The sequence below is a fragment of the Shewanella sp. 10N.286.52.A9 genome, from assembly GCF_041468985.1.
Lineage (GTDB): Bacteria > Pseudomonadota > Gammaproteobacteria > Enterobacterales > Shewanellaceae > Shewanella > Shewanella japonica.
Genome location: NZ_JBFRJQ010000014.1, coordinates 61,919 through 84,590, shown reverse-complemented (window position 1 = coordinate 84,590; position 22,672 = coordinate 61,919). Strand labels below are relative to the sequence as shown.

The 22,672-nt window shown below is 40.9% G+C and carries 22 protein-coding genes; 6 read left to right on the top strand and 16 right to left on the bottom strand.

Annotated features, from left to right (window positions below):
- Positions 1-10 precede the first annotated feature (10 nt).
- Together AB4128_RS12380 and AB4128_RS12375 are read right to left on the bottom strand one after the other, a co-directional pair.
- The gene (locus tag AB4128_RS12380) at positions 11-436 is read right to left on the bottom strand and encodes a rhodanese-like domain-containing protein (RefSeq protein ID WP_055025437.1); all 426 of its coding nucleotides are present in this window, start codon (positions 434-436) and stop codon (positions 11-13) included.
- 93 nt (positions 437-529) lie between these two features.
- Positions 530-2,551, bottom strand: coding sequence for a cytochrome c3 family protein (locus AB4128_RS12375; RefSeq protein ID WP_055025438.1), 2,022 nt, complete (start codon positions 2,549-2,551; stop codon positions 530-532).
- Positions 2,552-3,028: 477 nt separating this feature from the next.
- Between AB4128_RS12375 and AB4128_RS12370 the strand changes: the two genes are divergently transcribed.
- The 6 genes from AB4128_RS12370 (at position 3,029) to AB4128_RS12345 (ending at position 8,592) form a co-directional block, all read left to right on the top strand.
- On the top strand, positions 3,029-5,017 hold the full coding sequence (locus tag AB4128_RS12370) for a heme lyase CcmF/NrfE family subunit (RefSeq protein WP_372037828.1): 1,989 nt from the start codon (positions 3,029-3,031) through the stop codon (positions 5,015-5,017).
- Positions 5,014-5,451 (top strand): cytochrome c-type biogenesis protein CcmH, encoded by a 438-nt coding sequence (locus AB4128_RS12365; protein WP_192021818.1) that lies wholly within the window; start codon positions 5,014-5,016, stop codon positions 5,449-5,451. Before AB4128_RS12370 ends, AB4128_RS12365 begins: the two co-directional genes overlap by 4 nt.
- Positions 5,444-6,049, top strand: a complete 606-nt coding sequence (locus tag AB4128_RS12360) for a TlpA family protein disulfide reductase (RefSeq protein WP_372037826.1) — start codon at positions 5,444-5,446, stop codon at positions 6,047-6,049. The genes AB4128_RS12365 and AB4128_RS12360 overlap by 8 nt, the downstream gene beginning before the upstream one ends.
- A gap of 180 nt (positions 6,050-6,229) precedes the next feature.
- Entirely contained in the window at positions 6,230-6,589 is a 360-nt protein-coding gene (locus AB4128_RS12355) for a hypothetical protein (RefSeq protein ID WP_065108823.1), read from the top strand.
- A 138-nt stretch (positions 6,590-6,727) separates the two neighbouring features.
- Positions 6,728-7,594, top strand: coding sequence for a helix-turn-helix transcriptional regulator (locus tag AB4128_RS12350; RefSeq protein WP_372037824.1), 867 nt, complete (start codon positions 6,728-6,730; stop codon positions 7,592-7,594).
- Between the two features lie 113 nt (positions 7,595-7,707).
- Positions 7,708-8,592: a hypothetical protein gene (locus AB4128_RS12345; protein WP_408018367.1), complete on the top strand. Its 885-nt coding sequence runs from the start codon at positions 7,708-7,710 to the stop codon at positions 8,590-8,592.
- Between the two features lie 94 nt (positions 8,593-8,686).
- On the opposite strand, the gene deoD is transcribed toward AB4128_RS12345, so the two are convergent.
- The 14 genes from deoD to AB4128_RS12275 form a co-directional block, all read right to left on the bottom strand.
- The gene (gene deoD / locus AB4128_RS12340; protein ID WP_372037821.1) at positions 8,687-9,397 is read right to left on the bottom strand and encodes a purine-nucleoside phosphorylase; all 711 of its coding nucleotides are present in this window, start codon (positions 9,395-9,397) and stop codon (positions 8,687-8,689) included.
- 56 nt (positions 9,398-9,453) lie between these two features.
- Positions 9,454-10,680 (bottom strand): NupC/NupG family nucleoside CNT transporter, encoded by a 1,227-nt coding sequence (locus AB4128_RS12335; protein WP_055025446.1) that lies wholly within the window; start codon positions 10,678-10,680, stop codon positions 9,454-9,456.
- 490 nt (positions 10,681-11,170) lie between these two features.
- Entirely contained in the window at positions 11,171-13,000 is a 1,830-nt protein-coding gene (gene glmS, locus AB4128_RS12330) for a glutamine--fructose-6-phosphate transaminase (isomerizing) (RefSeq protein WP_372037819.1), read from the bottom strand.
- 28 nt (positions 13,001-13,028) lie between these two features.
- On the bottom strand, positions 13,029-13,802 hold the full coding sequence (locus AB4128_RS12325) for a DeoR/GlpR family DNA-binding transcription regulator (RefSeq protein ID WP_055025513.1): 774 nt from the start codon (positions 13,800-13,802) through the stop codon (positions 13,029-13,031).
- Positions 13,803-13,975: 173 nt separating this feature from the next.
- A complete protein-coding gene (gene glmU, locus AB4128_RS12320; RefSeq protein ID WP_372037817.1) occupies positions 13,976-15,343 on the bottom strand; it encodes a bifunctional UDP-N-acetylglucosamine diphosphorylase/glucosamine-1-phosphate N-acetyltransferase GlmU in 1,368 nt (455 codons plus the stop codon).
- A gap of 194 nt (positions 15,344-15,537) precedes the next feature.
- A complete protein-coding gene (locus AB4128_RS12315; RefSeq protein ID WP_055025449.1) occupies positions 15,538-15,966 on the bottom strand; it encodes a F0F1 ATP synthase subunit epsilon in 429 nt (142 codons plus the stop codon).
- A 33-nt stretch (positions 15,967-15,999) separates the two neighbouring features.
- The gene (gene atpD / locus AB4128_RS12310) at positions 16,000-17,391 is read right to left on the bottom strand and encodes a F0F1 ATP synthase subunit beta (protein ID WP_055025450.1); all 1,392 of its coding nucleotides are present in this window, start codon (positions 17,389-17,391) and stop codon (positions 16,000-16,002) included.
- Between the two features lie 33 nt (positions 17,392-17,424).
- Positions 17,425-18,285, bottom strand: a complete 861-nt coding sequence (gene atpG, locus AB4128_RS12305) for a F0F1 ATP synthase subunit gamma (protein WP_055025451.1) — start codon at positions 18,283-18,285, stop codon at positions 17,425-17,427.
- A gap of 51 nt (positions 18,286-18,336) precedes the next feature.
- Positions 18,337-19,878, bottom strand: a complete 1,542-nt coding sequence (atpA, locus tag AB4128_RS12300) for a F0F1 ATP synthase subunit alpha (RefSeq protein WP_055025452.1) — start codon at positions 19,876-19,878, stop codon at positions 18,337-18,339.
- Positions 19,879-19,892: 14 nt separating this feature from the next.
- Positions 19,893-20,426 (bottom strand): F0F1 ATP synthase subunit delta, encoded by a 534-nt coding sequence (gene atpH / locus AB4128_RS12295; RefSeq protein WP_055025453.1) that lies wholly within the window; start codon positions 20,424-20,426, stop codon positions 19,893-19,895.
- Positions 20,427-20,442: 16 nt separating this feature from the next.
- Entirely contained in the window at positions 20,443-20,913 is a 471-nt protein-coding gene (atpF, locus tag AB4128_RS12290) for a F0F1 ATP synthase subunit B (RefSeq protein WP_055025454.1), read from the bottom strand.
- Positions 20,914-20,940: 27 nt separating this feature from the next.
- Complete coding sequence (atpE, locus tag AB4128_RS12285; RefSeq protein ID WP_012157432.1) at positions 20,941-21,198, bottom strand: F0F1 ATP synthase subunit C; 258 nt, start codon at positions 21,196-21,198, stop codon at positions 20,941-20,943.
- A 32-nt stretch (positions 21,199-21,230) separates the two neighbouring features.
- Positions 21,231-22,052, bottom strand: coding sequence for a F0F1 ATP synthase subunit A (atpB, locus tag AB4128_RS12280; protein WP_055025455.1), 822 nt, complete (start codon positions 22,050-22,052; stop codon positions 21,231-21,233).
- Between the two features lie 12 nt (positions 22,053-22,064).
- Positions 22,065-22,448, bottom strand: coding sequence for an ATP synthase subunit I (locus AB4128_RS12275; protein ID WP_055025456.1), 384 nt, complete (start codon positions 22,446-22,448; stop codon positions 22,065-22,067).
- Positions 22,449-22,672: the final 224 nt, after the last annotated feature.

Sequence of the window (22,672 nt, the reverse complement as noted above, 5' to 3'; positions counted from 1 at the left end):
TATTTATGGCTTACGGCATCTCTACGGCTCTACCTGATAATCGCCAACCATAAATACCATCATGCATTTGCATGACATTGCTATAGCCCAACTTCATGACTTCATGTGCTGCGATTTCGCTGGCATTACATAAGCGGTTAGCACAATAAAAAACCATGTAGGTTTGTTTGTTTTCAGGTAAAAGTTCTTTCCAATTACTCACATTGAAATAGGTTGCCCCAGGGATATAACCCTCACCCCAAAGCTCTAGGGTATTCACATCAAAAAACAGTACTTCAGGTTGCTCTAGCAAAGCTTCGCCTTGCGCTAAGCTAATGGTTTGCAATGTATGTTCATATTGGTGCGCAGGCCCAAAATCGCCACCACTGCCAGCATTCGCATTAAAGCCTGTTACTCCCAGCATGACTGCGATAGCAACGCCAATATATTTGACCATCTCACTCTCCTTCTAAGCGACTTAAAGAGCCTCGGTGTTGCGGTGCGCTGCAACACCGAAGCTACTGGCTAAGCCATATTGATTAAACGGGTTTTAAATACTGTTTTTATCAATAATTTTCTGTGCCTGTGTTACGTAAGTCAGTGCTGCATCAAGGCGTTTTTGGCTATAACGGAAACCATGAACCCCCCAAGAACCATCGGCTTTAATTAGATCAACCGTTTCTTGTGCTTTTTCAGTCAATAACAAGACCTGAGTTTTGTCTTCGATTGATAACTTAGTGACTTCTAGTAGCTTATCGATGCGAACCAGTGCTTGTTCAACTTCAGCAAACGTTTCTTTAATTGGCTTCTGCCATTTTTGAACTTCGCCGTAGATTTGAACTTGGTCCTTGTAGTGAAGACCCGTATCGAGTTCAGACTGGAATTGACTGTGACAACCTTTATTTTCGACCACGTCGTGATCAGAGATTGCGGTACGCGCACAAGACCACATTAAGTCTAAATAAGTGCGTCCTTCTTCATTCTTAGCCACTGTCCAGCCTTTCCCTCCTTCAGGGCCTTGAATGCGTGGTTCACCTTCTGGTGGATTTAATGTTTTACGTTCTGGGTCAACATCAATTTTCCACATGTGGGATTTACGCACGGCGTCAAAGCCTGCTTGATCAGGGAATTGCATCGCTTTAAAGTTTTCACAACTACCCATGTTAGGCATGTGACAACTTTGACAGGTCTGCTGCGAGTGAGTGTCGGTATTGCTAGCAATTAATGTTTGCGCAGCATGACAGTCTGTACAGTCTTTTTTGAGCTTAGGTTTGGTTACACCTGACATCCAACTGCCATCAGTCACCTCATGTGGGTCATGACATGTTGTACAACGCATACCTTGTTCATAATGCTTAGAACCAAACATTTGTGAGCCTTCGGTACCACAAGATGGACAAAGGGATTTCATTTTCACCCCAAAAGCAAGCTCAGGTTTGCCTTGCTCTGCCGCATACTCTGTCATGGTTGGATCATATTCAAAACGTTGATGACAACGTTCACAGTTAGACTGCATTCCACCAGTACCACCATCTAAGTGACCACCAGCGCCATGACACTCTTCACAAGCAATACCTCGTGAAATCGTATGTTCTTGTAATTTTTTAGGATCACCTAATGCATCAAAGAACTCATCTTTAGATTTAAAGTCAAACTTAAAGGTATGGCAGACTTCACAATAAGAACTTGCCGGTTGGAACAACATTTCTGTACGGTATTTTGCACCGTAAGAACTCATGCCTTGTTGGTGAGATCCTGAAGCACCGAAGTCCGCCACTGTGAGCGGAAACTCAGGAATAACATCATTAATTTTTTTAGACATTTCTGGTGTAAGCCACTCAGCCCACCCACGTGAGAATTGGTTTGCACCTGCCACCATTTTACCAGTGCCATCTCGAAGTAGCCCACCTTCAATATGATAAGTACCACGCACTAACCAACTATCAATAAAGCCATATTTTGTTCGCGGTGTTCCCACCGTGGCATAGATTGCATCAGGGGTAATACCATCAGGCAATATTGAGGTATCTTTGGTGTCATACATGGTTTTATTTAGGTCATTATCCACTTCAGGGTGTTCACCTGGAAAACGGATGGTTTTCGCATGACGTGAGCGCGACCATTTCTCATATTGCAGCGCATGACATTCAGCACACTTTTCTGGGCCAACAAAGTTATTTGGGTAATCAAGAATTGATTTAGCCCCTAAACGGTATTGAATAGCACGAGGCTTACCATCTAACTTACTGTAGTCTTGACTGTAGCCGGTATCTAGATACTCTTCACCGCGGTCACTAATATGGTAATCGCCAACTAAATTCCCAGCTTGCTGATATTTAAACATAGGATGATTTTCAAAAAGAAAATCAAACAACTCAGCTTCTTGAACAATATAGTCTTGAAGTGTTTTTACACCATTAATTTGTTCTGTACCTTCATACTTTGCTAATGATTTTTTTGCAGTTTTTCCCATTTCTGGAATGCTATTGTATTTACCTGCAGCATTTACATTGGCAATGGCACCAAAACAACATAGCGCGCTTAACGCCACCTTGAATTTCCATTGTTTCATCATTCACTCCTAAATTTCTTTTGGTTTTTTTATTTGTAATACCTGTCACTAACAGTTCATCCATTTCGCTATTAGTCACTTGGATTAACTAAACCTAACCGTCCATCAAACGATTCTTTACAACTGAGCAAGGCTTATTCTTCATAAAAAAACCGCTAAAAATTTGACCTAGAGCACAACAAAAAATTGATCCAATATCAAAAGTTACCAAAAACAAATAATCAATATAAAACAGATAGATAAACAACCAAGCAGTGGATTTTTGAAACGTTTAAGCATGACTTTAAACTCTCAAAACTTAACAATTAGCCACTTAAGAAATAAAAAGTTGCCACCAACAAAACACCATAAAGTTAACTTGTGGCCGCTCACAAAATGATTAAGGAAATTGAATTATCGTCAGATAGCGTAAAGCAGAAGAGTATGAAGCAGTGCTTATGACACTGTTTTTTAATAATTAATCTATTAGGTGACTTTATGGCTGCAGAGATAGGCTTACTATTACTCATCATCAGTTTAGTAATATCATTCTTAGTGGCCACACTAGGATTTATCGCCCCTCAATTTGAAAAAAGCCATCATTTATGTGCATCAGCTAACCAACTCATCCCATCGTTAGTGCATCTCAATGCGTTTGCTCTAACCATGTCGATATTGATTCTGGGGCATGCTTTTTGGGTCAATGACTTTTCTCTTACTTATGTGGCGAACCATTCAAATACGCAATTAGCCAACATATTCAAAATTGCTGCAGTATGGGGAGGACATGAAGGCTCAATGCTATTTTGGATTGTCGTAACTGCACTTTGGGGGAGTGTTACTTGTTTCAGAACCCCAAAAATGAACCACTTTGCTTATTACTTTAACGCCGTCATAGCCAGCATCTTATTTGGTTTCTTATTATTTTTACTCTTTACTTCAAATCCATTTGAACGGTTATTGCCGGAAATACCGATAGAAGGAAGAGATTTAAACCCTATTTTGCAAGACATTGGACTGGTTTTTCATCCACCCCTTCTTTTCATTGGTTATGTAGGTTTATCAATTTGCTTTTCAGGGGCTATAGCCACATTACTTTGCCATAAATCGAATATTCAAGAGCACTGTAAACGCATACAACCATGGGCAATAATCACTTGGATAGCTTTAACTGGCGGTAATGCATTTGGTTCTTGGTGGGCATATAACGAATTAGGATGGGGTGGCTGGTGGTTCTGGGATCCTGTGGAAAATGCTTCATTTATTCCTTGGATAGTTTGTACCGCATTAATCCACTCATTAAGGTTAAATCAAAAAACGAATCAAGCGTATTTGAGCAGCTTGTTCCTGTGTATTTTTGGTTTCTTTGTCTGCTTACTTGGCACATTTTTAGTGCGCTCTGGTGTTGTTCAATCAGTGCATGCATTTGCCTCAGATCCTACCCGAGGTGCTTCAATATTATCGCTAATGTTAATCTACTCAACGCTTGGCTTTACGTTATTAGTTGCCAAAATCCCTGTGATTGCCAGCATAAAGCCTACCCAGGGAATGACCAAGAGTACATTAATGGTCATTGGTAATTGCTTACTATTAATCACTGCGCTAACGGTGTTGCTTGGCACCTGCTATCCACTTTTATTTGAGACCGTTACCGGGCGAGTTATTTCTGTTGGCGCACCTTATTTTAATAGTGTATTCGTACCATTATTAACATTAATGAGTATTGCCATGGGCGCAGCCCCCTTTCAACCTTGGTTAAAGGAAAACAAACGCAATTCAAAAGTACTGCTCGTACTTGGCGCTATCGTATTTTTGTTATCAATATCAGTTAATCTCCATCTACTAGAGCAAATCGAGTTTAATTTTATATGTGGTGTTTTTTGTATTATTTGGATGACCACCTGTACTGGCTTATTGCTACTTCAGCGATATTTACAAACTCAAAAACTAACCCTCAATGTTGTTGCCATGTTATTAGGGCATACAAGTGTTCTAGTCGCCATTACTGCGGGAACTATTGTTTCTTATTTTGAGCAAGATGAACTGCTACGAATGGGGCCCGGACAAGGAAAAGAGGTTGCTGGGTATAATTTTATTTATCAACAAACTCGACATGTCGATACTCGAGCATTTACTGCTGTTGAAGCCGTTATTGCAGTTGAAGATCTTGACGGCAAACTTATCAGTTACATCACCCCTCAACGTAGAACCTTTAAAAGCAATGCTGTAGAACTTTCTGCAGCAGGCATTTATCACAGCTTTTTAAGTGACATGTACATTTCTATGGGAACCCAACTCAGTGATGATGAATACCTGATCCGTATTAGTTATAAACCTTTCGTAAATGGCTTGTGGTTAAGTGCTTTTATGATGATGTTAGCTGGTGGAATTGCATGCGTGGTGCACCATCGGCAACAAAGACTCGTTAAAACATATAACCCGCAAAACTCCCATCCATCACTACTGGTTAATAAGGTTAAGCCATGATTAAACTTCTCATGTTTACGCTAATGTTATTTAGTGCAGCAAGTATTGCGGCAGAGCAGATTACTCCCGAACACTTTCAATCAAATAGCCAAGCAGAAATTAAAACAACTGCATTTGATATTGCTAAATCTTTGCGCTGCCCAGTTTCAGCCAATCAAAGTCTGTTTGAGTCCCAAACTAAAATAGCTCATGAGCTCAAAGGCGAAATTTTTTTGCAATTACAGCAAGGTAAAACGAAGCAACAAATTATCGAATTCATGGTCAACAGATACGGCGAAAAAATTCATTACATGCCGATATTTTCATGGGCTACTGCGGGGTTATTTTTACTTCCACTTTTATTGGTTTTATTCATGATGGCCTGGTTTATTCGACTTAATCAAACCTCTCGACATTCCCTGCATTATCAAAATATGGAGTCTTCTAATGAATAAGTTATTTGCAACGTTCGGTGTCGTTATTGCCTGTTACTTACCTTATTCTCAAGCGACAATGCCTGAAGAGAAAATATATTCTACGGGTGAGAATATTGAAAAGCCGATGATAATGTCTCGGTTTATTGAAATGACCCATGCACGTAAAGTCGAACATGTGCCATTTACTGATCTTTCAGGTAATGAAGTTTCACTTCAAGCTCATCAAGGTAATCTCGTTATTATGAATTTATGGGCGACGTGGTGCGCTCCCTGTATCAAAGAAATCCCCATGATGGATAAAATAAGAGTCGATAATAAACATCGAAACTTAGTTGTCTTGCCTGTATCAATTGATGAAGAACATGAAAAAGTCGCCGCTTTTTTAACGCGTCATCAACTTGAAGGTTACCCAACTCTGATAGATCCCCAGCAACATGCCAACAAAATGCTGCCCATCAATGTGGTACCAGCGACCTATATATTTGATGGAAATGGCCATTTAGTCGGTTTTTTAAGAGGTTATTTAGATTGGGGAAATAAAGATGTGCAGCCTTTTATTGAACAGCTTATTGAAAAATACGCTGATCCCAGTCCTTTAATCGCTATAGCGAATTAATCATTGCGTATAAAACAAGCTCAAAATATACGCATTTGCGGATTTTAATAGATAAAAAAGCCTAAAAAAATCTGCAGAAGGAGCTTGTTAACAAAATCCGTATCGTTCTTTAATTAACATTTTGCGTTATCAACATCTATTTTTATGAAAAACCAATCCAATTAATAAAGGTTTGAAATTATGAAAAAACTAATAACCGCAGCTATTGTCAGTACTTTATTTACTAGTCCTGTGTTTGCAGCCAAACAACTTTCAACAGAAGATGCAATTGGTATGGCAGGCTTAATGATATGCGATGTATTTTATAGTGATATTGATACTAAAGAGTCTGCACAACAGGCTGCCATCATCAAAAAATTGGTAACAGAACAATATAAAACGGGTATAGAAGACATGATGATGACGCAACAGACCAGTGATGAATTAGATCTTTATATTGCTCAATTTAAAGCATCAGATGAGCCCAAGAAAGTACAATTATGTCAGGATGCAATTAATTACACGCAAGACAGTACTGTCGCAAGTTTAGGAATGAGGTAATCACTTTATCACCTAAGTATTTACCTAAGTATTCACATATTATCGCACAACCTAATCATGATGAACTTTCATCCCATGACTTGCTAGGGAGTGTCTAATTCCACTACACTTTTATGATTGAACTAGTGGAGTTTAACGTTGAATATACCCGATATTGGCTTTAACCATCAGCAATCAGATGAGGAAGAGCTTGAGATAATTGATCTTGCATCATTATATCAAAGAGCCAATATCGACCACGACCCACGGCTCCCTCATAAAGTGAACTTCTTTATGCTCATTTATATTGAGCAAGGCGAAGGCGTTCACATGATTGATTTCAATGATTACCCTTTTTGTGCAGGCTCTGTCTTACTAGTCCAGCGAGAACAGGTTCATGCATTTGATTTTTCTACTAAGCCGCAAGGTAAAGTGCTTATTTTCACACAGGCATTTTTAGATCAAGTCCATGCTAATATGCGCTTACCTAAATACACCCCAACACACCTTAATCAACAGCACTCACCACTATTAAAACTTGATAAACAAACTTACCAGCGAACCCGTTTATTGCTTGAGCAAATCACTGTTGAGTTTAATCATCAACAAACTGATCATCTCATCGTTATGTATCTGTTCTCAGCGCTGGCATTGATACTACATCGATTAAGGCCTGCTGCGAAACATGACAACATGTCATTAGAGCAAAATGTAAAACTTGCACGCTTTTTTGAGTTAATGCAGCAACACTTCCGGAAAACTCGAGATGCAAGCTGGTATGCCAACCAAGTTAATACCACTTATAAAACCTTAAATCACATTTGTAAGTTGGCAACAGGATTAACCGCCAAACAAATGATTGATGCTTTTACTGTTATAGAGATAAAACGACATATAGTCATCAGTAAAAAGCCTTCTCAGCAAGTTGCTTATGATTTTGGTTTTGACGATGCCAGCAATTTTGTTAAGTACTTTAAAAATCAAACTAATATCACACCAAGTCAGTTTTTAAAGCAGATTGGATAATAATAAACATTCTGCTTTAGGTTCGATATTCACCATTTTTACACTCAAATACACTCTGCCAAGTGACTCCAGCGATCGCTAATATTGTTCTCAAGCAAATTGAGGACAACACAATGACAACACCTATTCTTGTTAAACATTCACTTTTAGCGGCCAGCCTTTTTAGCCTTATCGCATGCACATCAAATCAGGAAGTAATCACTATGACAGACTCAAGCGCACAAACATTATCTAATAAGCAAAAAGCAGTAGCGGTTATATCAAGTATCGAAACGGGCGAGCAAACAGCGATTGGTTACATCAATCCAGAAAAGTATATCCAACATAACTTAGCTGTTGCGGACGGATTAGCAGGGTTCGGGGCTGTACTGCAGCAACTCCCAAAAGGAAGTGCAAAAGTCAAAGTTAAACGTGCATTTCAAGATGGTGATTACACCTTCACTCACACAGAATATAACTTTTTTGGTCCCAAAGTAGGTTTTGATGTATTTCGCTTTGAAGAAGGTAAAATTGTTGAGCACTGGGATAACCTGCAAGCAATCGCCCCCGCTAATCCAAGTGGTAGAACGCAGCTCGACGGTGCGACTGAAGTAACCGATTTAGATAAAACTGATTCGAATAAAGCGATTGTTGCTGATTTTGTCGCAACCATATTAATGAAAGGTGATATGAGTAAGATTAATCAATTTATTGATAATGATGACAATGCTTATATTCAACACAACCCAGCAATTGCAGACGGCCTTAGTGGGTTAGGTAAAGCGTTAGGTGAACTTGCTGCTGCGAATATGCCTATGATGGTCAGTAAAAACCATAAAATACTCGGAGAAGGTAACTTTGTATTATCGATTAGTGAAGGAACCTTTATGAATCAACACGTTGCTTTTTACGATTTATTTCGCTTAGATAACGGCAAAATCGTTGAACATTGGGACACTATTGAAACCATTCCCGCTCAAACAGAGTGGCAAAACAGTAACGGTAAATTCGGCTTTTAATATTCAGCTTAATCACCGATGAAACAACAATGCCGAACTTATTTCGTGACAGAAGTAAGTTCGGCATACTTATGTTCAAGCAGAATGAACTCGGTTAATCGATATGACTAACTGCCTCTAAAGTCAGTTTAATCATTTCATTTAATGTTTGTTGACGTTCTTCCGCTGTTAAGTGAAGACCTTGTCTAATATGATCGGTCACCGTCATCATAGCAAGTGCTCGAGCGCCATATTCTGTTGCGACGCCATAAAGACCTGCCGCTTCCATTTCAACACCTAAAATGCCGTATTTTTCCATCAAATCATATCGGCTTTCATCTTCACAATAGAATAAATCCGAAGAATATAGATTACCTACGTGATAACTTGTACCTTGTTTTTCTGCTGCATCAGTTGCTAAGCGCAATAAACCAAAATCAGCAATCATGGCAAAATCAGTATTAGCAAAGCGAGTGCGGTTAACGGTAGAGTCGGTACTCGCGCCCATTGCCATTACCACATCCATTAGTTTGATTTTGTCGCTAACGGCGCCGCAAGAACCAATACGGATAATGTTTTCTACGCCGTATTCGGTAATAAGCTCTTTGGCATAAATAGAAATCGAAGGGATCCCCATGCCTGAGCCCATAACAGAGATAGTTTTACCATTATATTCGCCGGTGTAACCCAGCATATTACGTACATCTGTCACAAGTCTTGGGTTATCTAAAAAGTTTTCTGCAATGTACTTTGCACGTAACGGATCGCCAGGCATTAATACTGTTTTAGCGAAAGCGCCCTCTGGGGCATTAATGTGTGGGGTCATGCTCTTACTCCAATGTTGCCAACTAAGACCTTAGCTGGCATAAAAATATTAGTGTTCTAGTTAGCTAAACTAAATAATAAGCCTGCAATGGTTCCGCTCATTAAGTTAGCTAATGCTGCAGCAATCAATGCTTTCATACCAATTTCACTTAAATCATGGCGGCGCTCAGGGCACAGAGCGGCCAGTCCACCAATCACCATGGCTAATGAACCAAGGTTAGCAAAACCACATAAAGCAAAACTGATGATAATTTGAGTTTTAGGCGACAAATCTTCGGCGACTTTTAAGAAATCAATATAAGCAACAAACTCATTGATAACCATTTTCTGGCCAATAAATGAAGCTGCTTGAGTCGCCTCACTCCACGGCACTCCCATTATCCAAGCTAATGGTGCTAAAAAATAACCTAAGATTGCTTGCATGGTGATATCACCATGACCAAACCAACCACCAACACCACCAATTAAGCCATTAACCATGGCTATTAAGCCAACAAAGGCAATGAGCAGAGCTGAGACCGCAAGCACTTGTTGCATCCCCATAGCTGCGCCGCTTGCTGCTGCATCCAAGACATTGGTAGGCTTGTCTTCTTGTTCATCCATGACTTGCTTAATATCATTGCGTGGCGTTTCTGTTTCAGGCCACATTAACTTAGCAAAGAGTAATCCAGCAGGAGCCGTCATAAAGGCTGCGGTAAGAACGTATTTAATGTCCACGCCCATTTGTATGTAACCAATCATGGTGCCACCAGCAACAGAAGCGAGGCCACCAGTCATCACAGCAAACAATTCTGAGCGAGTCATATGTTTTACAAATGGACGCACCATAGATGGCGCCTCAATTGGGCCGACAAAAATATTGGCGGTTGCTGATAATGATTCAGCACGGCTAGTGCCTAATAGTTTAGAAAGCCCACCACCAATAACGCCGATTATCAGTTGCATAATGCCGAGGTAATACAGCACAGCAATTAGCGCACTGATAAAGACCACAACAAAAAGGACGTTAATAACAAAGATAAAACCAACACTGAATTTAGCTAAATCACCAAATACAAACGCTAAGCCTTCATTACCATAGTTGATCACATGCATTACTGCGCTAGATGCGCCATCCAACATGCTTTGCCCCATCGGTAAATACATGACAAATGCACCAAATGCGATTTGAAATGCGAGTGCACCGATTACCGTTCTTGGCTTAATTGCACTGCGTTTTTCTGACAATAAAATAGCTAAACCAATCAAGGCACACATGCCTAGTAAACTGATGAAAACTTCCATACATTTTTGACTCGTGAAACGATTTGATACATGCAGTTTATCGAGCAAATAAACGGACTCAAGCCTTGTTTGTCGTCAAAAATAACTATTTTAGTAAAAGATAAGAATGTGGAGAAAATGCCGAAATAGCACCTAAAAAACCAAAATAAATACTGCATTTAACAAATATGAAAAACACATAAAAATCACAAAACAAACATTTCCAAATCAATCCATAAGATGTGTAAACATTCACTTTTCACCCTGTAGAGAAGCCATATTTAATAAAGCAAAATTTCGCTCTATTAATTGTGTTATTGGCATATCAATTCTGAAATTAAACTACTTTAAATTGAGTAAAAATAGCGCATTTTCGCGCTTAATAAATACAAATAAAAAACCTCCACATAAGTAAGACTTACGTGGAGGTTTAAAGGCTGCACTAATAACAGTTATGATGCGCGAGTTTTACTTTAACTGTGCACGAGTGTTTTGCTAACACGCCAAAATATTATTCTACCGTGACTGATTTCGCTAAGTTACGTGGCTGATCCACATCAGTGCCTTTAATTAATGCCACATGATATGACAATAACTGTAATGGAATAGTATAGATAAGCGGCGCCATAAACTCATCGCAATGTGGAACCGGAATCACCTTCATGGTGTCATCAGATTCGAACTCTGCATCTTTATCAGCAAAGACGTACATTAAGCCACCACGGGCACGGACTTCTTCAACATTTGATTTAAGCTTTTCAAGCAATTCATTATTTGGCGCAACAACAATAACCGGCATATCGGCATCAATCAGTGCTAATGGGCCGTGCTTTAGCTCACCCGATGCATACGCTTCAGCATGAATGTAAGAAATCTCTTTTAACTTAAGCGCACCTTCCATCGCGATTGGATATTGATCACCACGACCTAAGAATAAAGCATGGTGCTTGTCAGCAAAGTCTTCTGCAAGTTCAGCAATCGCATCATCTAAACTTAACGCTTGCTCTACTTTAGCAGGCATAGATTGTAAGCTTTGAGTGATCTCAGCTTCCATCTCTTCGTTCATGCCGTTATGGCGACCAATTGCAGTGGTTAGCATTAATAAACCAGCAAGTTGTACTGTAAAGGCTTTCGTCGATGCCACACCAATTTCAACACCGGCTTTCATCATATAAGCCATATCAGACTCACGAACTAATGAAGAACCCGGCGCATTACAGATAGTTAAGGTCGCTTTATAGCCCATCTCTTTTGCTAAACGCATCGCCGCTAAGGTATCTGCAGTCTCACCAGACTGAGAGATAGTCACTAACAGGCTGTTAGGGAACATATGTGATTTGCGGTAACGGAACTCAGACGCAATTTCAACATTACACGATACGCCAGCCCAGTCTTCTAACCAATAACGGGCTGCCATACCAGCATGATAACTGGTACCACATGCTATGATTTGCACATGCTTTATGTCTTTTAAAAATTCTGCCGCATTCTCACCAAATGCTGAATCTAACACTTTACCAGCAGCTATTCGGCCTTCAAGAGTATGGGCAATTGCTGTTGGTTGCTCATAAATTTCTTTAAGCATGTAATGACGATACTCGCCTTTATCGCCAGCATCATGAGTCACTTCAGATTCTTTTACCTCACGCTCAACCGGATTACCATCAACATCAAAAATACTGACTTCACGACGAGTAATTTCAGCGACATCACCTTCTTCTAAAAAAGCAAATGAACGTGTTACAGGTAATAGGGCTAACTGATCAGAAGCAACAAAGTTTTCGCCTAGGCCATAACCGACAACCAATGGGCTACCACTGCGAGCAACAACCATACGCTCGCTATCACGACGATCTACAACGACTGTTCCGTATGCACCTTCAAGCTGTTTTACTGTGGCCTGAACTGCAGCCAGTAACGTGTCATGGCTTTTTAATTCATGGTGAACTAAATGACAAATCACTTCTGTGTCAGTATCTGATGCGAAGGTATAACCTAAGCCTTTTAACATCTCACGCAGTTTGTTGTGGTTTTCAATAATACCATTGTGCACGACCGCAATATCACCTTCCGATAAATGAGGGTGTGCATTACGTTCACTCGGTTCACCGTGAGTTGCCCAGCGAGTATGAGCGATACCCGTTCCACCTGCTAAAGGAGAAGTTGCTAGTGCATCATCTAGTTCTTGTACCTTACCGACTCGACGAGTCCGTCCTAATTCACCTTGATTGATGATGGCAACACCTGCAGAATCATAACCTCGATACTCAAGACGCTTTAAGCCTTCTACTAAAATTTCTGCCACATCCCTTTGCGCTACTGCACCTACAATTCCACACATAATTTAATACCTAATTTATAAAACTGATTTATTTGTTTTTATATGGCGCTAATAAGACTTTAACGCCATATTGAGTAATTTTGTTGACCATATCCGCAGGTAATCTGTCATCAGTCACTAAAACACTGATGTTTCCCCAGGCAAGCTCGAGGTTGGGAATTCTGCGACCAAACTTATCTGATTCAAGCATCACAATAACCTCTCGTGATACTTCAGCCATCACTTTACTGAGACCAGTTAATTCATTAAACGTAGTTGTTCCACGCTCAAGGTCAATACCATCAGCACCAATGAAGAGTTGATCAAAGTTATAAGAGCGCAGTACTTGTTCGGCAATTTGTCCTTGGAAAGACTCAGAATGCGGATCCCAAGTACCACCGGTCATCAATAAAGTCGGTTCATTTTCTAATTCATGAATAGCATTCGCTAATTGCAGGGAATTAGTCATGACTAATAAGCCCCGCAAATTATCAAGCTGCTGAATAAGACCTGATGTTGTACTGCCACTATCAATAATAATGCGATTATGATCTTTAATAAGTTGCGCAGCTTTTTTAGCAATAGACAACTTATTTGGAGCAATTTTGGAGCTAAACTGTTGAGTAACCTCATCAGGAACCGCAACTGCGCCACCATAACGACGCAGCAATAATCCTGCTTCTTCTAATGTCGCTAAGTCCTTTCGGATTGTGACTTCAGAAGTTTCAAACCGTAACGCCAACTCATCAACACTCACCTCACCTTGTTGAGATAAAATACTGATAATATTATGTCTGCGTTGTTGTGTATTACGTTTGTTCATAATAACCATAAGTTTCGATTCGAAAGATAATTATAAACAAACGAAACTTTTTAGACAATATTTCAAACAATTAATATCCAGTTTCATTAGGCATAAAAAAACGGCCTGTTTTAACAGACCGTTTATAAATTTGATTAATAAACTGATTTTATGTCAGTTTTTAAAGCTCAATTTTATGATTTAGGCTTTTTGACTGGTCTTGCCCAACCACTAATGTGACGCTGCTTAACACGAGTAATAACTAACTCACCCTCGCCGACATCTTTAGCAATCGTAGAACCAGCACCTAATGTGGCGCCTTTCCCAATAGTCACTGGCGCAATAAGTTGCGAGTCGCTACCGACAAACACATCATCTTCAATAGTCGTTTGGAATTTATTTGCACCATCGTAATTACACGTAATAGTACCAGCACCAATATTTACACCGCGACCAATACTCGCATCACCTAGGTAAGCTAAATGACCCGCTTTAGACCCCTCACCCAATACCGCTTTTTTCATTTCAACAAAGTTACCAATATGGGCATCTTCTTTGAGTTCTGCACCTGTGCGTAAACGAGCAAATGGCCCAGCACTAGCAGCTTTACCTAGCTTGGCGCCTTCGACTATTGAATAAGGTTTAATTTCAGCGTTATCAGCAATCTCACAGTCAATAAGAATGGCACCAGCACCAATCGTCACGTTATTACCAATCGTCACTTTTCCTTGGAAAATAACATTGATATCAATCATTACATCCATGCCGACACTGACATCACCGCGAATATCAAGTCGAGCAGGATCACGAAGGTTTGCACCTTCAAGCATTAATTTTTCAGCCGCTCTTGCCTGATAAGCTCTTTCAAGTTGTGCAAGTTGAATGCGATTATTCGCCCCTTCAACTTCTACAGCTGATTCAGGTTGGGCTGTATCGATGGCCACACCATCTTCTTTTGCCATGGCAACAATATCCGTTAGATAGTATTCACCTTGAGCATTAGCATTTGATAAGCGACCTAACCAAGATTTAAGTTGTTTACCAGGAACCGCCATGATGCCGGTGTTTACTTCTTGAATCAGTAACTGCTCAGCATTAGCGTCTTTTTGCTCAACAATACCAACCACGTTACCCGCTTCGCGAACAATTCGACCATAACCTGTTGGGTTAACTAAATTGACCGTTAAAATAGCCATACCGTTTTCTGGTCTTGCTGCTAATAACTTTTCTAAGGTCGACAGCTGTATTAGAGGCACATCACCATAAAGAATTAACACGGTGTCGTCGTCATTAATGTTTGGATTAGCTTGAGCCACAGCATGGCCAGTACCTAATTGCTCAGCTTGTAGAACCCAATTTACAGCTTGTTCACCTAAAACAGTTTGAAGTTTATCTGCGCCATAACCATAAACCAGCTGAATAGCACTACTACCAAGCGAATTAGCGGTATCAATAACATGTTGTACCATGCTTTTATGAGCAATGGGGTGTAGTACTTTTGGCAAGTCTGAACGCATCCGTGTTCCTTTACCAGCAGCGAGAATGACAACATTTAATGACATCAGGATTCCTTGAGCAACAATTGAGTTAGTAGCCGTTTATTTTATCGCAGATATTGAATGTTAGAAATGGAAATGTGCAGTTCTCTGCTTATTCTGGTTCATTAACTATGGTTAGTGACACACCTGGTGAGGGACATTTAAATAACAGACACAAAAAAGGCGACCCTTGGGTCGCCTTTTTAAAACAATAACCTTTATCTGGCAATGTTCTTTTTGATGGTTTCAACAACACGAAGTTGAGCTAAAGATTTAGCTAATTCGATTGTTGCAGCTTCGTAATCAAAGTCAGCGCCTGCATTAGCGATACTCGCTTCTGCGCGTTGCTTAGCTTCAAGTGCAGCTTGCTCATCAATATCATCGGCACGCATAGCGACGTCAGCAAGTACAGAAATTGAAGTTGGTTGTACTTCCAGGATACCACCTGATAAATACAATACATCTTCACTTCCATCTTCCTTAATCATGCGCGCCATGCCAGGTTTGATTTTAGTTAGCAAAGGAGCATGGTTAGGCATAATACCTAACTCACCTTCAGTACCGCTCACTTCTAAGAAGGTCACGTCACCGCTGTACATGCTGTTCTCTGCACTTACTATATCAAGTTTGACTGTCATGGCTGCCATCAAGATCTCCTAAAATACTAAGCTAATGCTCAGTTATTTCTTTTTGTTAGCTTTCTCGACAGCTTCGTCGATTGAACCAACCATGTAGAACGCTTGCTCTGGAATGTGATCAAACTCACCATTCAAGATACCCTTGAAGCCACGGATAGTGTCTTTAAGAGAAACGTACTTACCAGGAGAACCTGTAAAGACTTCTGCTACGAAGAAAGGTTGAGATAAGTATTTCTCAATCTTACGTGCGCGGAATACAGTTGTTTTATCTTCATCAGATAATTCATCCATACCCAAGATAGCAATAATGTCTTTTAGCTCTTTGTAGCGTTGAAGTACAGTTTGTACGCCGTTTGCTACATCGTAATGCTCTTGACCAACAACTAATGGATCTAATTGACGAGAAGTCGAATCCAATGGGTCAACCGCTGGGTAAATACCTAGCGAAGCAATGTTACGAGACAGTACAACAGTCGCGTCTAAGTGAGCGAAGGTTGTTGCTGGTGACGGATCGGTTAAGTCATCCGCAGGTACATATACCGCTTGTACAGAGGTAATAGAACCAGACTTAGTTGAAGTAATACGTTCTTGTAGAACACCCATTTCTTCAGCTAGTGTTGGTTGGTAACCTACTGCAGAAGGCATACGGCCTAATAGTGCAGATACTTCAGTACCGGCCAAAGTGTAACGGTAGATGTTATCAACGAATAACAGTACGTCACGACCTTCGTCACGGAATTTTTCAGCCATTGTCAAACCAGACAATGCTACACGTAAACGGTTTCCTGGAGGCTCGTTCATTTGACCATATACCATGGCTACTTTGTCGAGAACGCCAGAATCTTTCATTTCGTAGTAGAAGTCGTTACCCTCACGAGTACGCTCACCAACACCAGCGAATACAGAAAGACCTGAGTGTGCTTTTGCGATGTTGTTGATTAATTCCATCATGTTGACGGTTTTACCAACACCAGCACCACCAAATAAACCAACTTTACCACCCTTAGCGAATGGACAAACAAGGTCGATAACCTTGATACCAGTCTCTAAAAGTTCAGTTGTGTTTGACTGATCTTCGTATGAAGGTGCTTCACGGTGAATTTCATAACGCTCTTCTTCACCAATGTCACCCGCTTCATCGATAGGCTCACCCAATACGTTCATGATACGGCCAAGGGTTGCAACCCCAACCGGAACAGAAATTGGTGAACCTGAGTTTGCTACCTCTAGACCACGACGCAGACCATCAGAAGAACCCATAGCGATGGCACGAACTACACCACCACCTAGCTGTTGCTGAACTTCCAGCACCAAGCCATTACAGTCGCCTTCACCTGTGATCTTCAGAGCGTCATATACCTGAGGTACAGAATCTTGTGGAAACTCTACGTCCACAACCGCGCCAATTACTTGGACAACAGTACCTGTGCTCATGATTAATCCTCTAAACTTTATTAGTTACCTAACCTAAACCGCTGCAGCGCCTGAAACAATCTCCGACAATTCTTGCGTAATCGCAGCTTGTCGTGCCTTGTTATAGACTAATTGCAGATCATCGATCAGCTCACCAGCGTTATCAGTTGCAGCCTTCATTGCTACCATACGGGCAGCCTGTTCAGACGCAATATTCTCAACAACACCTTGATAAACTTGAGACTCAACATAACGAGTCAACAATACTTCCAAAATATCTTTTGGATCTGGCTCGTAAATGTAATCCCAAGGATACTTAGCTACTTCTTCTTCCGATTTAGGTAAAGGTAGCAGCTGTTCGATCACAGGAGTCTGAGTCATAGTATTCACAAATTTGTTGAATACGATAAACAGACGATCCAGTTTGCCTTCGTTGTAAGCTTGTAGCATAACTCTCACGGTACCGATTAAATCGGCTAACTTAGGCGCATCGCCTAAACCTGAGGCATGGGCAGAGATTTCTCCACCAAAGCTATTGAAGAATTGCACACTTCGTGCACCAATTGGACAAAATTCAACTTCTGCCCCTTGGTCTTTCCAATCCTTCACATCTGACACAACCTTTTTGAAAAGGTTAACGTTCAGACCACCACAAAGGCCACGGTCGGTTGACACAACAATGTAACCAACCCGCTTGGCATCTCGAACTTCCAAATATGGATGTTTATATTCAAGAGTACCTTGCGCTACGTGACCGATCACCTTACGCATATGCTCTGCATATGGACGGCTCGACTCCATGCGATCCTGCGCTTTGCGCATTTTGCTGGCAGCCACCATTTCCATTGCAGAAGTGATCTTTTGAGTGTTTTTAACACTCGCGATCTTGGTTTTAATCTCTTTAGCGCCGGCCATTTCTACTCTCCAATCTGGGACCTGAGGCGCCTTACGACACCTCGATAATTATTACCAGGTTTGGGTTTCAATGAACTTGTCCAGGCCAGCTTTTAATTGACTTTCAATGTCTGCGTTGTAATCGCCAGTTTCATTAATAGTATTAACAAGCTCAGCATGTTCGCTGTTCATGAATGAAAGCAGAGCAGCTTCGAAGCTACCGATTTTACTTAATTCAACAGTCTTCAAGTAGCCTTTTTCAGCTGCGAAGATTGAGATAGCTTGGGCAGCGATGCTCATTGGAGCATATTGCTTTTGCTTCATAAGTTCGGTAACACGCTCACCATGCTCAAGTTGAGCACGAGTTGCATCATCTAAGTCAGATGCAAATTGTGAGAACGCAGCAAGCTCTCGATACTGTGCTAACGCGGTACGAATACCACCAGACAGTTTCTTGATGATCTTAGTCTGAGCCGCACCACCAACACGAGAAACAGAAATACCAGGGTTAACAGCTGGACGTAAGCCAGAGTTAAATAAGTCAGTCTCAAGGAAGATCTGACCATCTGTAATAGAAATTACGTTGGTCGGTACGAATGCAGATACATCACCTGCTTGGGTTTCAATAATCGGTAACGCAGTTAAAGAACCGGTTTTACCTTTTACTTCACCGTTAGTGAATTTATCTACGTAGATTTCGTTTACACGTGAAGCACGTTCTAATAAACGAGAATGTAGATAGAATACATCACCTGGGTATGCTTCACGTCCTGGTGGACGCTTCAATAGTAGAGAGATCTGACGGTAAGCAACTGCTTGCTTAGATAGATCATCATATACGATTAAAGAATCTTCACCGCGGTCACGGAAGTATTCACCCATTGAACAACCTGAGTAAGGTGCTAAGTATTGTAATGCTGCAGCTTCAGAAGCTGTTGCTACTACAACGATAGTGTTAGCTAGTGCACCGTGCTCTTCAAGCTTGCGTACTACGTTTGCAATTGTAGAAGCCTTTTGGCCTACAGCTACGTATACACATTTAATGCCTGAATCTTTCTGGTTGATAATTGCATCGATAGCCATCGCTGTTTTACCAGTCTGACGGTCACCAATGATCAATTCACGTTGTCCACGACCAATTGGGATCATAGAATCAACGGCTTTATAACCAGTTTGGATTGGTTGATCTACTGATTGGCGCTCAATTACACCAGGAGCAATTACTTCAACAGGAGAGAAACCATCGTTATCGATTGGTCCTTTACCGTCAATTGGCTCACCAAGGGTGTTAACTACGCGGCCTAATAAACCACGACCTACTGGTACTTCAAGAATACGACCAGTGGTCTTAACTTTTGCGCCTTCTGCTAAATTAGCATAAGGACCCATTACTACGGCACCGACAGAATCACGTTCTAAGTTCAACGCGATTGCAAAACGGCCACCAGGCAGTTCGATCATTTCACCTTGCATTACATCGGCAAGGCCGTGAATGCGAATGATGCCGTCACTTACTGCAACGATTGTACCTTCGTTGCGAGCTTCACTAACGACGTCGAACTGCTCGATCCGCTGCTTAATCAGATCGCTGATTTCAGTGGAATTCAGTTGCATGCTCAAACTCCCAATTACGATTGTAGCTTATCAGACAAGCGCGATAAATTACCGCTAACCGAGCCATCGATGACTAGGTCGCCTGATTTAATAATTACACCGCCAATAAGCGATGCATCTACACTACAATTCAGCTTAACTTTGCGTGCGAGACGTTTCTCAAGAGAAACACTAATTTGCTCTTGTTGCTCAGAGCTCAGCTCAGTCGCTGAAACAACAGTTGCTTCAACTTCTTTAGCCCACTCATTGCGGTATTCAGCAAAAAGTAAAGATACTGTTGGTAGTATCTCTAAACGACCGTTTTCAGCCATCACCTTAATAAGGTTCTGACCTTGCGCATTCATTTGCTCACCACATACTTCGATAAATAGTGAGGCAAGTTGTGCACTAGCCAATGAACCACCAAGCAACGGTTTAATTGATTCGTTTTCACTTACCAATGCCGCGAAGTTAAGCATTTCTGCCCAATCTTCAATTGCTTTGTGTTCAACAGCAAAATCAAAAGCTGCCTTTGCATAAGGACGAGCAATGGTGCTTATTTCAGCCATAACTCCGATTCCTTAATTAAATTTCAGCAACAAGTTTATTAACTATGTCACTGTGAGCTTCTGGATCAATCGAACGTTGAAGAATTTTCTCTGCACCAGTTACGGCAAGAGTAGCAACTTGCTTACGCAAGTCATCTTTAACGCGATTACGTTCGTTTTCAATTTCAGCTTGACCTTGAGCGATAATTTTCGCACGTTCGGTATCAGCTTCAATTTTAGCTTCTTCAACTATTTGAGCTTTGCGCTTATTAGCTTGCTCAATAATTTCATTAGCAGTCGCCTTCGCTTCTTTTAGTTGCTCATTAGCTTTCGCTTGAGCCAACTCTAGATCTTTTGCAGCACGTCCTGCATCAGCTAGCCCATCGGCAATTTTCTTCTGGCGTTCTTCGATAGCGTTCATCAATGGCGGCCATACAAACTTCATGCAAAACCACACGAAGAGTGCAAAAGAAATCGCTTGGCCTAGCAGGGTAGCGTTAATACTCATAACGACAACTCCTTCTAAGGGGGGCGATTAGCCAGCTAATTGACCTAAGAATGGGTTAGCGAATACGAAGAATAATGCAACACCAACTGCAATCATTGAGATCGCATCAAGTAGACCAGCTACGATGAACATCTTAGTTTGTAATGCTGGAGCAAGTTCTGGTTGACGAGCTGAAGCTTCTAAGAACTTACCACCTAAGATAGCAAAGCCAATACCAGTACCTAGCGCTGCTAAGCCAATCATGATTGCAACAGCTATTGCTGTAAAGCTAATTACAGTTTCCATTTTATCTCCGATAAATAACTAATTTTATTAAATTAATGTTCTTCATGTGCCATGCTTAGATATACAATCGTAAGCATCATGAAGATAAACGCCTGCAGCACAATAACCAAAATATGGAAAATAGCCCAAGGCACTGATAATGCGAACTGAGCCCACCAAGGCATCAGTGCTATCAGAATAAAGATCAACTCACCTGCATACAGGTTACCAAACAGACGAAGCGACAATGAAATCGGCTTCGCAACCAAAGTAACTGTTTCCAAAATCAAGTTAACTGGAATCAGTGACCAATGGTTGAAAGGTTGTAAGGTCATTTCTTTTGTGAAACCACCAAATCCTTTAACTTTAATACTGTAAAAAACAATCAACGCGAACACACTCAAGGCCATACCTAGAGTTACGTTTAAGTCAGTTGTTGGTACAATTTTAAGGTAAGGAACACCTAAAAATCTGTTTGCGGCTTCAGGTACAAAGTCAACCGGAATTAAGTCCATTAAATTCATCAGGAAAACCCAGACAAAAATAGTCAGACCTAATGGTGCGATAACCGCGTTACGACCATGAAATGAGTCTTTAACGATTTTATCTACACCTTCCACGCACATTTCAACGAAACATTGAAATTTACCTGGAACGCCAGTTGTTGCTTTTTGTCCTACTTTGAAGAATGCCCACAAAAATAGAACCCCAAGACCTACTGAAAACAAAAGTGAGTCAATGTGCCAAGTCCAAAACCCGGCATCTTGACATGCATAGTTAAAAGCAATTCCGCCATCAGCAGAACACATTTTCGCATTAGTCAGGTGATGCTGGATATACTCGGAAGCATTTAATGCTTCACCAGTTGTCGCCATGATTAATCTCACTTAATTTTGCTTGAAGTATAAAGGGGCTGTCCAAGGTATTAATAGCGCCAACAAATAACAGCTAAATAACGGCATAAATGGCGTTTTCAGCATGCCAAATGCAATGGCGAATAACACAATGGTTAGCAGCAACTTTACCGCTTCCCCCAAGAAAAACATCCAAACGACTTTTCCTGACGCTTTAGCTCCCGCATGAGAGAAAGCAAGGGTTGCGAATACAAAATTAGGGAGTACAGCAATGAGACCACCTGCTAAAGCAGATAAGCCATACTGAGCTCCCCACAGAGCGAAAAATAAAATTGAAGTTCCCCCAGCTACCGCCGCCTGCAACAACACTATTCTATAGGCTGACCACCGGCCACGACGCGCTAAAACCTTACTCAATTTTTAATCTCCGCATTAATGCTTATTTCTCTTCTGGGCGGTTAATGTGATCATTAACAACTCAGACAGGAAAAAAAGCATGCAAAGTATACCTTTTCACACCTTGTTTGCAACTTTGATGAGAGGTTAAACAGTGATATTAGGCGTGATTTGAGACTAAATTTCTAAAATCTCAAATTTACGCCTTGTTACAAAGTTACTATTGAAATGACTTTGTTGGAGGA

Coding starts and splice junctions, on each gene's coding strand:
- AB4128_RS12380 (WP_055025437.1), bottom strand. CDS start 436: ATGGTCAAATATATTGGCGTTGCTATCGCAGTCATGCTGGGAGTAACA.
- AB4128_RS12375 (WP_055025438.1), bottom strand. CDS start 2,551: ATGAAACAATGGAAATTCAAGGTGGCGTTAAGCGCGCTATGTTGTTTT.
- AB4128_RS12370 (WP_372037828.1), top strand. CDS start 3,029: ATGGCTGCAGAGATAGGCTTACTATTACTCATCATCAGTTTAGTAATA.
- AB4128_RS12365 (WP_192021818.1), top strand. CDS start 5,014: ATGATTAAACTTCTCATGTTTACGCTAATGTTATTTAGTGCAGCAAGT.
- AB4128_RS12360 (WP_372037826.1), top strand. CDS start 5,444: ATGAATAAGTTATTTGCAACGTTCGGTGTCGTTATTGCCTGTTACTTA.
- AB4128_RS12355 (WP_065108823.1), top strand. CDS start 6,230: ATGAAAAAACTAATAACCGCAGCTATTGTCAGTACTTTATTTACTAGT.
- AB4128_RS12345 (WP_408018367.1), top strand. CDS start 7,708: ATGACAACACCTATTCTTGTTAAACATTCACTTTTAGCGGCCAGCCTT.
- deoD (WP_372037821.1), bottom strand. CDS start 9,397: ATGACCCCACACATTAATGCCCCAGAGGGCGCTTTCGCTAAAACAGTA.
- AB4128_RS12335 (WP_055025446.1), bottom strand. CDS start 10,680: ATGGAAGTTTTCATCAGTTTACTAGGCATGTGTGCCTTGATTGGTTTA.
- glmS (WP_372037819.1), bottom strand. CDS start 13,000: ATGTGTGGAATTGTAGGTGCAGTAGCGCAAAGGGATGTGGCAGAAATT.
- AB4128_RS12325 (WP_055025513.1), bottom strand. CDS start 13,802: ATGAACAAACGTAATACACAACAACGCAGACATAATATTATCAGTATT.
- glmU (WP_372037817.1), bottom strand. CDS start 15,343: ATGTCATTAAATGTTGTCATTCTCGCTGCTGGTAAAGGAACACGGATG.
- AB4128_RS12315 (WP_055025449.1), bottom strand. CDS start 15,966: ATGGCAGCCATGACAGTCAAACTTGATATAGTAAGTGCAGAGAACAGC.
- atpD (WP_055025450.1), bottom strand. CDS start 17,391: ATGAGCACAGGTACTGTTGTCCAAGTAATTGGCGCGGTTGTGGACGTA.
- atpG (WP_055025451.1), bottom strand. CDS start 18,285: ATGGCCGGCGCTAAAGAGATTAAAACCAAGATCGCGAGTGTTAAAAAC.
- atpA (WP_055025452.1), bottom strand. CDS start 19,878: ATGCAACTGAATTCCACTGAAATCAGCGATCTGATTAAGCAGCGGATC.
- atpH (WP_055025453.1), bottom strand. CDS start 20,426: ATGGCTGAAATAAGCACCATTGCTCGTCCTTATGCAAAGGCAGCTTTT.
- atpF (WP_055025454.1), bottom strand. CDS start 20,913: ATGAGTATTAACGCTACCCTGCTAGGCCAAGCGATTTCTTTTGCACTC.
- atpE (WP_012157432.1), bottom strand. CDS start 21,198: ATGGAAACTGTAATTAGCTTTACAGCAATAGCTGTTGCAATCATGATT.
- atpB (WP_055025455.1), bottom strand. CDS start 22,052: ATGGCGACAACTGGTGAAGCATTAAATGCTTCCGAGTATATCCAGCAT.